Annotated in this window: 12 protein-coding genes; 3 read left to right on the top strand and 9 right to left on the bottom strand. The window is 37.0% G+C overall.

Annotation, left to right across the window (positions count from 1 at the left end; translation table 11 throughout):
• Positions 1-77: 77 nt before the first annotated feature.
• From I7H67_RS10070 to I7H67_RS10050, 5 genes are all read right to left on the bottom strand, one after another.
• Positions 78-1,106 carry a spore coat U domain-containing protein gene (locus I7H67_RS10070; RefSeq protein ID WP_198307755.1) on the bottom strand — a complete coding sequence of 343 codons (1,029 nt, stop codon included), beginning with the start codon at positions 1,104-1,106 and terminating at the stop codon, positions 78-80.
• The gene (locus I7H67_RS10065) at positions 1,097-3,505 is read right to left on the bottom strand and encodes a fimbria/pilus outer membrane usher protein (protein WP_227602564.1); all 2,409 of its coding nucleotides are present in this window, start codon (positions 3,503-3,505) and stop codon (positions 1,097-1,099) included. The genes I7H67_RS10070 and I7H67_RS10065 overlap by 10 nt, the downstream gene beginning before the upstream one ends.
• A 40-nt stretch (positions 3,506-3,545) precedes the next feature.
• The gene (locus I7H67_RS10060; protein ID WP_198307753.1) at positions 3,546-4,253 is read right to left on the bottom strand and encodes a molecular chaperone; all 708 of its coding nucleotides are present in this window, start codon (positions 4,251-4,253) and stop codon (positions 3,546-3,548) included.
• An 83-nt stretch (positions 4,254-4,336) separates the two neighbouring features.
• Positions 4,337-4,864 (bottom strand): spore coat U domain-containing protein, encoded by a 528-nt coding sequence (locus I7H67_RS10055; RefSeq protein WP_192835187.1) that lies wholly within the window; start codon positions 4,862-4,864, stop codon positions 4,337-4,339.
• Between the two features lie 531 nt (positions 4,865-5,395).
• Entirely contained in the window at positions 5,396-5,827 is a 432-nt protein-coding gene (locus I7H67_RS10050; protein ID WP_198307752.1) for a hypothetical protein, read from the bottom strand.
• A 465-nt stretch (positions 5,828-6,292) separates the two neighbouring features.
• Between I7H67_RS10050 and I7H67_RS10045 the strand changes: the two genes are divergently transcribed.
• The 3 genes from I7H67_RS10045 (at position 6,293) to I7H67_RS10035 (ending at position 9,787) form a co-directional block, all read left to right on the top strand.
• Complete coding sequence (locus I7H67_RS10045) at positions 6,293-7,966, top strand: FMN-binding glutamate synthase family protein (RefSeq protein WP_198307751.1); 1,674 nt, start codon at positions 6,293-6,295, stop codon at positions 7,964-7,966.
• A 208-nt stretch (positions 7,967-8,174) separates the two neighbouring features.
• Positions 8,175-9,230, top strand: a complete 1,056-nt coding sequence (locus I7H67_RS10040; protein ID WP_013197447.1) for a linear amide C-N hydrolase — start codon at positions 8,175-8,177, stop codon at positions 9,228-9,230.
• Between the two features lie 62 nt (positions 9,231-9,292).
• Positions 9,293-9,787, top strand: coding sequence for a hypothetical protein (locus I7H67_RS10035; RefSeq protein WP_198307750.1), 495 nt, complete (start codon positions 9,293-9,295; stop codon positions 9,785-9,787).
• A 56-nt stretch (positions 9,788-9,843) separates the two neighbouring features.
• On the opposite strand, the gene I7H67_RS10030 is transcribed toward I7H67_RS10035, so the two are convergent.
• From I7H67_RS10030 to I7H67_RS10015, 4 genes are read right to left on the bottom strand one after another with little or no spacing between them, the layout of a single operon-like run.
• A complete protein-coding gene (locus tag I7H67_RS10030) occupies positions 9,844-10,872 on the bottom strand; it encodes an alpha/beta hydrolase (RefSeq protein ID WP_004791742.1) in 1,029 nt (342 codons plus the stop codon).
• Complete coding sequence (locus tag I7H67_RS10025; RefSeq protein ID WP_107880867.1) at positions 10,872-11,993, bottom strand: YdcF family protein; 1,122 nt, start codon at positions 11,991-11,993, stop codon at positions 10,872-10,874. Before I7H67_RS10025 ends, I7H67_RS10030 begins: the two co-directional genes overlap by 1 nt.
• Before the next feature lie 4 nt (positions 11,994-11,997).
• A complete protein-coding gene (gene murB, locus I7H67_RS10020) occupies positions 11,998-13,032 on the bottom strand; it encodes a UDP-N-acetylmuramate dehydrogenase (protein WP_151822617.1) in 1,035 nt (344 codons plus the stop codon).
• A gap of 19 nt (positions 13,033-13,051) precedes the next feature.
• A complete protein-coding gene (locus I7H67_RS10015; protein ID WP_198307749.1) occupies positions 13,052-13,555 on the bottom strand; it encodes a low molecular weight protein-tyrosine-phosphatase in 504 nt (167 codons plus the stop codon).

Below are 13,555 nucleotides of genomic sequence, written 5' to 3'. Positions count from 1 at the left end.
AAATCTAAATCTCATGACTATTCGCATGAGCAACCAAATATAAAAAAACAGACTCAATATCAAATTCCAACAGATTATTAATAAGTTACTGTAACAACTATCGTATCTGAGTAATTACCAGGTGTCGTTGAAATAGCTGTACCCTGCGGAATTTTTCCATAGACATTTGTACTTTGGGCAGTGCCTGAGCCTGTTTTAGAAACACCTCCAGAACCTCCAACCGTGGCTACACCACCAGTAGTGTCCCATACCGTAGTATAAGTCGAGTTCTGATATAGCTGGTAAGGGATATATTGACTACTACCATTTGTCATACGTCTAAAGCCTCCAGCAATACGGTTAATTCCATCACCCAAGTAAATACTATATGAGGTTCCATTGTTACACGTCGTATTCACTGCACCTTGTGCCGTGTAATCACGACTCGTCGTACCAATATCATTGATATTGCCAAAATCTACATTTGATGTGGAGTCTAATTGGCACATACTCGGTACAACATAATTAGCAGTGATAGTGGTATTGCCTGAGTCCCATCCGCCTCCGCTATCACCTTCACAGACAGTACTAGAACTTGCTTGCATATCCCAAAAAAGTTGAACCGTACCCGTATATGTCCCTTTAGGATAGGCAATAAGAGACCCTGTGCGGGCTGGGACTTTTACATTTACCGAGTAACTAATAATATTATTTGAAGCGACCGTTCTCACTGGACCATACCAAACATTTGAGCTCTGGTTGGTGGTAGAAGATCCAGCGCCACCTACGGTTGCTATGACGGTGTAAGGTAATGAAACGCTGTTATTAGTATTTGTGGTTCCCGTAAATACGGTTTTCATGCACATATAACCTGAAATTTCAGGAGTAGTACGCCCTCCAAGACAGCTAATCGTGCCAGAGAAGTTGATGTTTGCGTCACTATTAATCGTAGCAGCCGTATAGGTATAAGTACTATTAGTTGTTCCCGTTACCGTACAAGCCGCATGTGCAGAGCTAAAAAATGCATATAATATAAAAAACAGAACAGGTGCTAAAATATACTTTATGGCCAATGAAAACTTTTCACTCTTCATCCAAAAACTATGACTCGCAGTAGTTAACGACATACATAAGGCCCCAATTTTTTAGCACTGTATTGCTTATTTTCATACGCAAAACTAACTTGGCATGAGCCATGATCCAGAAGATCGACTTCAAGCTTGTTTTGCTTTAATAGGTTTGGAATAAATACTTCACCGTCGTAGCCAACCACTCCATTTTGTTGTCCATTAATTCGAACCGTATAACCCGGTAGTAAAGGTGAATTATTCTGGTCAACAAGTTTCACTAATCCAGAAATGACCTGATGAGCACCGAAGTCAATCAAAGCTCCTTGGCGATAACCTACAAATGCTATTTGGTTAGTGGATTTAACATCCCACTCTAAAGGTAAATATGATGGATCTAGATAGATATGATGAAGCTGATAAGGTCTTAAATTTGCAATTAAGAATCGACCGGTTCCATCAGTTGCTCCTAAATTTACCCCGCCATTTAAAATTTGACTTTGTGGCCCAGCATTGGTCACAACTCCGTAACCATCTCCAATTTCATTGGCCGCAAAGACTCGCCCTGCTGCCGCAACCAATGATCCGGTCGCTGAAAGCGCAACTTGGTCGTTATCCCCAATTCGGTTGTATCGACCTGTCAGGTAAGCTGCACGAGCACGGTAAGAACCATAAATTGAAGCATTGTTTTGATTCGCATCTTGATCGCGCTCAACATAACCTCCCCATCCAAATGCACCGATTTGTGGATCACTAAATCCATTTATTTCTTGTCTATACGTTGTTTTACCACTTTCATTAGAAATACTTGTAATCGCATTGACTCGGCTAGACGGTGTGTAACGCAGCGCAAAGTAAATGCCATAGTCTTTTTGATTTTCATAATCTTTATACGCTGATGCATAAAAGCCCCAGTTTTTGTTCAGGCTTCCGCTTAAATTGGTAGATACTAATTTATTCGCATTGTCGCTATATTTGATCTGGTTATAGCCCAAATAAACGCCATAGCCTGCGTAAAAATTATAGTTAATTCCTGCTCTAAAAATCTCATCTGCCAGTGCACTGTAGCTTAAATAATTTTTGGGTTCATCATCGGATTGATTATCTTTTAAATATCGAATTTGAGACACGCGGGCAAGGTCAAAGTAATTATCAAATACCTTACGATAACTGGTATTAAACGAAATGTTCTTACTGATACGTCCTTCTAAACCGACTAGAGCAGAATAACCGTTTTCATCTTTATACTGACTCGCTGCGATGTCAGCATTAATCACCCCAAAGCCAAACAGGTTCTTGGCAAACCCCGCCCCGAGGTTCGATAAACCATCTGTTGAAGCCTCTGCACCACCACTTAAGGTCAGCGAGTTGCTGTAGCCATATCGAATCGCACCCGAAGCAAAAGTGGCATCATCATAATCGTTTGAAAACAGCCCATAGTTATAGCGTGGAACACCAACATCTACTGAGAATTCATTAATACCTTTTGCCAGAATTTTAGATGAAAAATAGTAAGCCTGTTTAGTAATGCTCTGCTGACCCGTTGCATCGGTAGTCACAAGCGTAACTTCATTGCCCGAAATAAACGGAAGTTGTTTAATATCAAATGGGCCTGATGGCACAAGCCCTGAATAAATCTTTTGCTGGTTAACATATAAATCTAGTGTTGAAGGAAGTGCTGCCGAACCCGAAAATTGTGGTAGTGCCGAGGTGACAATATCACCTCGTTGAGTATAAGCACTTGACCACTGGAAACCAGCCAGACGTACACTACTACCCCAGTCAGAACTATTGGAAATAAAATCCCCTAAGGTATATATCCTGACTTTTTCAGGGTCTACGTACTGCCATTTACTCTCTAAGCGCACCCATTTTTCATGGCTATAACTCGTTTTATTACTACCGTTGTATAAAACGCCCGAAGAAAAGTTACCGATTGCGCTGTTAAATATCCCTTCTGCCGAACCTGAGAAAACATTCTCGTCATTGGTTATAGTGTTATACAGACTGTAGTTCAGAATAGCCGCGGTTAAGGGCTTCATTTTCAGCAAATGAGGGCTGGTGACCTGCTGGCCATTTAAGTCAACTGAATAATCCGTCAACATGTTCGAGGGAACTTGTAAATTTAGAGCCTGTTCATTCTCTAGATATTTAAAACGGATTCCTTTTAATTCATCAATACACACCCATTGGTTATCAGGAGTCTGCTCATCCATTTTCACCCTTAAAACCTTCAAGTCACGAGAACGGATATACAGCTTTCTATCTTGATCTTGGCGCACCGAGATCAAATCTGTTGAAATACTCGAATTAATAGAAATCTTTAAGAAAAGCTGTGTGTACGCCTTATCAGAGATGAATACCTGATGAGAAGAGTTTGTAACTTCCGGAATACTTGGTAAAGCAGCATTGGTGCTATCTTGCAATGATTCAGCAAAAGCATGAATCGGCAAGTACATAACACATAAGGCACTTACGAGATATTTCATGTGTGCCTCTTTAAAGAGATGTTTGCTTACCGTTAATATTCAATGAAATATTATATTTATGATCCGCTTGAAATTTAAAATCAGGGCTAATATTAAAATTTCTTGCTTTACCAGCAAGAATATAACCATTCACCGTATTTACTTTAATGGCATAGCTTTTATTCGCTGTTGTATCAACAAGCGTTAAATTGCTTAAAAGCGCATGTCGATTTCCAACATTATTAATTATAAGAGAGGAATTATTTTGCTCTTGTTGTATTGACCAAGTAAGTTTAGTAATTGCATCTTTATTGACTACAAATAAAGGCAATGACGAACGTAGTAGTACATTAACTCCCTGATCCACTTTACGGTTATCAATCGGTTTTGGTAGTTCATCAATAATTATACGATAGGTTTTTTCACCAGAAATAGGTACTGGATTAATTCTAACTACGCGTAGGTTATAAGAATCATTAGGTTGTAATTTTAAAAATGGTGGACTAACCGCGATCTCATCTGTAGGTATTAATTGATCTTGCCCAGCATTTTGGCGCCATTCAAATACACGTACCTGCAAATCACTACTTTCATTTGACTGGTTATACAAACTAATTGAAGAAGCCGATTGATCATTTAATATTTCAACGCTTACAGGCGAAAGACGAATTGATGCAGCATTCAGCATACTAGGCAAAAATAACAATAAACTTGTAGTAACAAAGATATTTTTTCTCATGATTTGCCCAGAACGACTTTTCTCAAATTAGGCTAGCTCTCTAAATCAAGAGCTAGCAATGACACAATAAAACTTATTAAAAATTAGTAAGTCACTGTTACTGTTACTGTGTCAACATAGCTACCAGCACTTGGTAAAGTTGAGCCAGCTGGAATACGACCATAGACGTTAACTGTTTGTGGCGCACCAGTACCAGTACCGCTATAAGCAGAGGTTGCAATACCAATTGCTGTTGCACGGTTAGTGTCAGAGAAAAGGTTGTAAGGAATAAATTCGTTGCTGGTTGCACCACCGATCATACGACGTTGAGTCGTTTGAGCATTTTTGCCGGCATCGAAAGCCAAAGTCCATGGCACGGTGTTGTTACATAAAACTTTAATTGCAGTACCACCTGTCGTTGTGGTGTCTGCGTCTACATTGCTTGCAAGAGAACTTAAAGTACCAAAATCTAAAACTGCATTAGCTGTTGTACCTGTAGCTGAAGTATTCAATACACAGCTATTTGTAATTGTTGCTTTAACAGTCAAAGTACCTGTTGCAGTTGCAGCATTTGCCGCATTGATAGACATTAAACCCAAAGTAATTACTGATAAAATGAGAGACTTTTTCATGGTTAAAAACCTTTTTACATTACGCCAATAAAATTAATAGATGTAAAAACTAGCCTTCCCCATCACAATCACTAGCTTTTCTGATTGTTTTTTCAAAGCGTTATTTTTTTACTCTACTTACGGCGCATAATACAAAAAAACAACAAAAACACTAACATAACTTTCATTCTAAATATCAATTAATAATTCAACTTCTGATGAATTTCTCAATTATAAAAATTTTTATGGTTTATCATGCTTTTTATATCGATTTTCGATACTTCTATCTAGGTTTTGTTAGTTTTACTAAAAAAATTATATATTTTCATTAGGTAAACAGTACCATCACTTTTAGTATTTTATAATTTTTTAATTTTTGGTAAAAAAAAATGAACAAAAAGTAAGCTACTGATTGTTCTATATATTTTAAATGAATAAGAAAAGAATATTTTATGAATAAGAAATCTAAGTAACTTATCGATACTTCTAAGATTTTTTAAGAATTTTCAGCACTTACACAATTTCCCTTTAAAAGAAGAAAGTCCTGCTATCTTAACTATTTCTAAAAATTAAATGAAAAATCAAGCCAATAAAACCACCTCCCATAGCAAAACCCAATTGTATATAGGCTTTACCATACCAAGCTAACTCTCTGAATTGATAATCTGCACTTTGCGATCCCATTACTAAAATATTTTTAATGTCCCAGCTATGGAATCCTTTAGGTCTTTCTGCAAAAAAATCTAGAATAGGTGTCAACCCAAAAACAAATAAAATACCGAGTAAGGGATAAACGATAGATCCAGGAAATATAGGATTATTCTTTCTTTCCATAGAGTCAAATATTAAAGTTGCAGCGACTAATATACTTTGTACTAGAGCGACTTTTTTGAAAGTATCTAGATCAAAACCTAGATAGAACATTAAGGTTAAGAAAAAAACCTCAGTGAGAAAAACAGAGCAGATTAATAGTTTCCAATTCATTTCAGTCCTTAAATGATTTTTTAGAATCTTATATAGTTGTAGTAATTTCTATTAAAAAAGATTTTAATTTATTTATATTAGCAAAAAACAATTAAATAGCACAACATTAATTAAATCAAAAAACATACAAATAAAAAAGTTATTATTAATTAAATCTAAAGTTAAATCTAATTAATCCACATCCCTTTTAATGAAAATACTTAATAGAAATATTCTTTATTACAGCTAAAATTTATAAAATATATCAATTTAATAATTAAGCATTTGATAATTTATTTAATCTCCTAAACCTCCAAATTAGATATTAATAATCGCTTAAATACTTTCTTTAAAAATCTATTTCTAAATTGAGTGAGCCACAGCTGTACTGTTTATTTTCTATTGAAACTAACAATTCCACACTTGTAGTTTCACTTGCTTCTTGGCAAGGTATGTACCAGTAAAACATTAGGAATTTGTTCCAATATGGCGAGTCCAGCACAAATCATTCGACATAAATTTCTCAATACATTCTTTTCGCGCCATTCTCTCTGGTTCTTATGTATTTTTACTGCACTGAGCATTACATGGTTTCGAACCGTATACACCCCTCATAGCATCTATTATTTTATTTCTGATACTCTCCTTAACGGGTTATGGGTGCTTACAGGTGCACTAAGTTTATTAGGCCTTTATGATGTTTTGCAGAATAAACATTCAATTCTAAGAAACTACCCAATTATGGGGCATTTCCGTTTTTTGTTTGAAGATATACGCCCAGAAATTCGCCAATACTTTATTGAAGCGGATCAAGATGCTCTACCTTTTTCTCGTATGCAAAGAAGTCTAGTTTATCAGCGTGCTAAAAATGAAAATGCAGATAAACCATTTGGTTCAATCATTGACGTTTATCAAGAAAATTATCGATTCATTGTCCATTCAATAAGCCCTTGCCCACCAGCAGATCCAAAGAGCTTTCGTATTCAGGTGGGTAATGCACAATGCCTTCAACCGTATAGTGCATCAATTATGAACATCTCTGCCATGAGCTTTGGTAGTTTAAGTGCCAACGCGATTCGTGCTTTAAATAAAGGTGCGCAGTTAGGCGGTTTCTATCATGATACTGGCGAAGGTAGTTTAAGCCCTTATCATCTGGAAAATGGCGGTGATATTGTTTGGCAAATTGCCAGCGGTTATTTTGGCTGCCGTACTTTGGATGGGAAATTTGACGAACAAAAGTTTGCCAAGCAATCTCAATTGCCACAGATCAAGATGATTGAGCTAAAGCTTTCCCAAGGTGCAAAACCAGGTCATGGTGGTATTTTACCTAAACATAAAATTACCGCAGAAATTGCACAAATCCGTGGGGTTTCTCGCGATCATGACTGTATTTCTCCAGCAAAGCATTCTAGTTTTTCTACTCCTATTGAAATGATGCATTTCTTACAGAAATTGCGCACATTATCTGGAGGTAAACCAGTTGGTTTTAAACTTTGTATTGGTCAGCCTTGGCAATTCATGAGTATTGTTAAAGCAATGCTAGAAACAAAAATTGTTCCTGACTTTATAGTCGTTGATGGATCTGAAGGTGGTACAGGCGCAGCGCCAATTGAGTTTAGCGACAATATTGGTACTCCATTACGTGAAGGCTTACGTTTTGTTCATAACACCCTTGTGGGTGCAGGACTAAGAGATCAAGTTAAGATTGGTGCGAGTGGTAAAATCATTAGTGCCTTCGATATTGCCAGTACTTTTGCTCTAGGTGCAGATTGGGTTAATTCAGCACGTGGTTTCATGTTTGCTGTTGGATGTATTCAGGCACAAAGCTGTCACACCAACCAGTGTCCTGTAGGTGTTGCAACCCAAGATAAAGACCGTCAAAAAGCAATTGATATACCCACTAAATCAGAACGAGTATTTAATTTTCATAAAAATACATTGCATGCATTATCCGAAATGATTGCTGCGGCTGGTTTACGTCACCCTTCTGATATTAAAGCTCATCATTTGGCTCAGCGAGTAAACGACCGTGAAATTAAGAACTATGCTCAATTGCATTTTTTCTTAAAAGAAGGCGAACTTTTACAGTCTGAACTTAATAATGACGATGATAATTTTTATTATCGGATGTGGAATATGGCGGATGCCAATCACTTTTAATTTATATTAACTTGATATGTTGAGCATTACACTTATAGTGTGATGCTCTTCCACATTTAAAACAAATATGTGATTTTCTTAAATTTCATCCCCCTTTTAATTTGTATTTAATAGATTTTTCACCTAATATAAAAGTATAAATAACGTACACAATTTAATTTTATTTAATAAAAATTTTTTAATGCTTATAACAAGAAGGTATCTCATCATGTTGAAAAAAACATTCATCTCTTCTTTTGTCGCACTAGCAGTAGGTTTAAGTAGCTATGCTGTTGCTTGTACACGTGCCGTATATTTAGGCAATAACCAACATATTATTACTGCTCGCTCAATGGACTGGAAAGTTGATACGGGTACAAATTTGTGGATTATGCCAAGCGGGGTTAGTCGTGACGGTAGTGCAGGCTCCAATTCAATAAAATGGACTTCTAAATATGGAAGTGTAATTGCCACAGGCTATGAAGTTTCCACAACAGATGGAATGAATGAAGCTGGCTTGGTTGCTAATATTTTATGGTTAGTGGAGTCTCAATATCCAGATGTGAAAAAAACAGATAAGCCTTTACTCAGTATTGCGGCATGGGCTCAATATGTACTCGATAATTTCGCAACTGTCGATGAAGCCGTTAAAGCATTAGAAAAAGAACCTTACACGATTGTGACCGATAATGTCCCAGGCGAAACACGCCTCACTACCCTACATTTATCTATTTCTGACAAAACAGGTGATAGCGCAATTATTGAATATATTGGTGGAAAACAAGTGATTCACCATAGCCGCAGCTATCAAGTCATGACTAACTCACCTACTTTCGATAAACAACTTGCACTTGCCGAATATTGGAAACAAATTGGTGGAACGATCATGCTCCCCGGTACAAATCGAGCATCCGATCGCTTTGCACGAGCATCTTTTTACATTAATGCAATTCCTAAAAATGATGATAGTAAACAGGCTCAAGCCTCTGTATTTAGTGTCATTCGAAATGCCTCTGTTCCCTATGGACTAAATACTCAAGAAGAACCGAATATCTCTTCAACTCGCTGGCGAACTGTAGCCGATCATAAACAGATGCTCTACTTTTTCGAGTCAGCACTATCACCAAATGTATTTTGGGTTGATTTGAAAAAGATTAATTTTAAAGATGGTAAAACTCGTAGACTAGATTTAGGCCCCGATCAAAGCCATATATATGCAGGTGATGCCACGTCTTCTTTTAAAATTGCAAAACCATTTGTATTTTTAAGCCCATCTATGCGTTAATTTATGTCAAAATTTACTACACTTAACATAAATAATATTAAGCATACTCTCTTGGAATTTATATGATGAAGAAATCTCTACTCTTATTGGGTTCATGTCTACTTACAGCGGCTTGTAGCACCACACAGGTTAGTACAACAGCTCCTAAAGAGGTAAAGACAGCGGGTCAGCTAAACTGCTCACCAACTGAACTATGCCCAAGCTTACTCGTGAAATGGAACGAAAATCAAAAAGATCAGCTTCGTGTAGATGTTCATTTAAGTAGTAGTTATAACTTTTATGATATTAACGAGTTAACATTTGATATTGATGGGAAACGATTTAACTATCAACCCGCTCAATCGACTGAAAAAACCAATGTAAGTCGATTAGTTCCTAAACATTCTACAACTTTCTTTGTTATTCCAAGTAAATTCTTGCAAGAGTTTAAAAGTGCTCAAAATGTTAATGTTTTGATAAAAACGGATAAGGGAACAATCGAACGCAATATGTATAATCCACAAAAGCAGTCTTCGGTTTATAAAAACTTTATGCAGCTTTATCAAAATTCAAAATAAAGTACAAAGATTAAGTCATGCATCTATCCAATTTTTTTGGATAGATGCATTATTTTTTAATAATAAAAATGTTTTGGCTTCGCATGTAAAAATGCTGGAATCAATCCTGTTAAAGCTGCACGTATATCGGCACGCTCATTAATTAATTGATGAGACCCTTCTTCTAGCATTAATAACGTTTGTAGTCTAAATTTGCGACGAATAAATTCAATGTTGTAACGCCAATCAACGGTCTGATCGAGAGCACCTTGTGCAAGCCAGACAGGAATACGACAAGCAGGCCGCTCTTCCATTTCTTGCATCCATTTAGACATTGCCAAAATCCAGTCCATGCCCATCATTCGAGGTTGCAAAGGATCTTTTAAACGAATGAAACGTAAAAATTCAGGATTATGATTATTACGTCTAAAGTGTCTTGGTACTTGGCGCTTAATACGGCGAATAATGCCCAATCCAACTGGGTTATGCCACCATGCTGTTTTTGCAGGACGAATCAAAGGAGAAAGTAGCAAAACTCTATCTACAATCGGATCTTGGCGTTTTTCAGCATATTCCAATAAGTGATGCATCCAGATTGCGCCACCCGTACTTTGTCCAATTCCTACCCAAGGTTTTGGTAACTGATCTGCATGTTTTACATATTGATAAACAGCCATCAGAACTTGTTGATAGTGATCAAAATTTTGAATACTTGCTGGTGAGCCATTGCTTAAACCATGCCCTGGTAAGTCATAGGTAATGACACTAAAGCCTTGTTCAAGAATTTCACGAATAATGGGCTGATAAATACCACTATGCTCAAGATAACCATGTAATAAGCAGACAGTACCTTGTATTTTTTCTACTTTAGGCTTAAAAACTTGCACATGTAATCGAAACAAAGGCATTTGAACATAGCCCTGCCAATGATCACATTCAAGTAAATGCAAACCATACAACTTACGGTAAGCTAGTAAATCTCGTGATGGTTCTTCTAATGTATTTAGATTAAGTGGACTTAAAACCTGTGGCGTAAGATCACGGTTAGGAACCGGCAAATCTAATTGTTTTAATACGGCAGGATTGAGAAATGGGATATCTGACATTAAGGTACCTCTCGACAATCACTTGAGCCAAACAACATGTCGCGAATTGTCGCAAGTAATTCATAATTTGCACGACGGCTATGATCGTAATTTTGCACACTTGGTTGCCAGCGTGTCAGTGGTGTTGGCATTGGAGCCACAACAGGAATGGTTTCTATACCATTTAAAGCAAATAGTCGGCGAGTACGCGGCATGTGGTATTCATCTGTAACCAACATGACCGTCGGTGCTCCACCCTTTTTCTGAAGTAATAGAGAACTAAATCTTGTATTCTCACAAGTATTCATACTACGTTTTTCTAGTAACTTTGCATCAACGCCGCGCTCTTTTAACCAAGCTTGCATATAAGGCGCTTCAACACCGCTCAGTACAATAGGAAGCTGATTTTGTTTTTCAACTTCTAAGGTTTTTTCTAGTCTCAAGCGTGTATAGCCATTAACTACAATATCTTTTCCATTTTTATCAAGCGTCAAACCACCACCTAAAACAACAATTGCATAAGGTTGTGATAACTTTTTAGATGGAGCTGGTAAAGGGTTTTTACGAACATACTCGATTTTCTGTTCAGGTTCGCTAACAGCTTTTTGATGTTCTGGCACTACAGGTTTTCGTGCTAAAAACTCGGTATATTGCTCTGTAAGGGCCTTATTTTCTGAACTATTAATAAAGAGTGCTTCATCAATTGGGCTACTTGCTTCATCAGCAGCATCAATTTCTGAGTTTTTCACGACTAAAGGAACCGTTACAGAAGCGGCTGCCTCTGAATCTTGTTCCTTTTCTTCTAAAAGAATAATTTGTTGCAAAGCCTTATAGTTTTCTTGAAGATAGGTCAGATCTGTTGTCTTTTTTTCACGTAAAGCTTTTTCAGTCAGCTTTAAATACGCTTGACGAGCAATCCATAGATTTGAACCTGGCTCTAAATTATCATGTTCACTTAATGCAGCTTGTCTCTGACTTTCAGCGGCGACTTGATTCACATCAACCGGTACAAAATAATTAAGTCCAGCTACAATTAATTTTGAATAAAACGGCGAATATAAAAAAACCACGAAACAGCCTAATAGTACAAATAGCACGGTGACTACTTGTACTAAACGTACCATTAAGTGTACTTTTGGCATAAAACTATTCCGTATGATTTTCAATTAAACCTAAACTGTTATAAAGCACAGGCTCTGGTTCTAACATAATATGGAAACGCTGTTCAACATCATGTTGTACAGCCTGATAAGTTTTCTTTACATCAGTAAGAGATGCATTGGCATAATTCACCAAAACTAATGCCTGTTTATGAAACATCCCCACCATATCGAGTTGCTTCCCTTTCCAACCCGCCTGATCAATTAACCATCCTGCTGCAATTTTAACGTTTCCACTGGCTTGAGGATAATGTGGAATTGTTGAGAATTGTGTGATTAGACGTTCAAATTCTTGAGAATTAACAATCGGATTTTTAAAGAAACTACCTACATTTGGATACTCTTTTGGATCAGGGAGTTTACTTTGGCGAATATGGATCACTTGATTTTGTAAGTTCTCAGCAGTCTGATTGTCTCCCACTGCTTGCTTCAAATCACCATAGTTAAGTTTTAAATGTGGCTGTTTAAGTAATTTAAAAGTGACATGCGTGATGATGTAACGATTCGGATCATCTTTAAAAATACTATGACGGTAAGCGAAATGGCATTCGGCTGCTAAAATTGTCTGAGTTTCTTTCAATTTACGGTCATACACTTGTACCGACTCAATAAACTCACCAACCTCAACACCATAAGCACCAATGTTTTGTACAGGTGACGCACCTACTAAGCCTGGAATAAGCGCTAGATTCTGCAAACCAAACCAATTTTGCTGAGTGCTATATAAAACAAAATCGTGCCAGACTTGACCTGCACCTACTTTAACCCGAACGAAATCATGATCTTCAGATAATACTTCAATTCCTTGAATATCAAGATGAATCACTAAAGCATTGATCTGCTGCGGCAACAACATGTTACTACCGCCCGATAACACAAGTACATTTAAATGATGCTGCTTAGCAAAATCCAAAGCTTCTTCAATATCCTGAATATTACCGACTTTTGTGTAATGTGAAGCTGTTGCATCTAAACTTAATGTATTGAATGGCTTAAGCTGTACCTGATTTTGAATTTGCATTGTGTTGAAAAACCTATTCTTAAACATTCAATTGTTTTTTTAAAATATTAACCCACGCCAAACTACTAGACTTGCATTGGTCAAGTACGCGCTCGAAGCCATCAGCACCACCATAATAAGGATCAGGTAAAGCTTGTTGTAGATATTGAGGATCATGCTCACTCATTAAAGCTACTTTTGCACGAATTTGATGAGTACCAAACTGAGAAACCGCACTTTGTAGCATGTCATGAATATCATCAAAGTTTTGGTGATCCATTGCCAAAATCAAATCAAACTCTAAAAAGTCTTGTGTTGAAAGCTGCCTTGCACGTAAAGACGACAAGTCATAACCTCTTTTTTTAGCGTGCAACTGACTACGCTGATCAGGTGCTTTATTTGGATGATAATTACTCGTTCCAGCTGAATCGACAATGACATTAAGTTGATGTGCATCACAATAATGTCTGAAAACCACTTCAGCCGTGGGAGAACGGCAAATGTTTCCTAAACAGACGCATAACACCTTATATTGTGTTTCCAT

Origin of the sequence: Acinetobacter sp. ACIN00229, from assembly GCF_016106645.1 — a bacterium.
GTDB classification, from domain to species: Bacteria; Pseudomonadota; Gammaproteobacteria; order Pseudomonadales; family Moraxellaceae; genus Acinetobacter; species Acinetobacter oleivorans.
The sequence above is the reverse complement of the archived record's forward strand: the minus strand, read 5'-3'. Positions and strand labels throughout refer to the sequence as shown.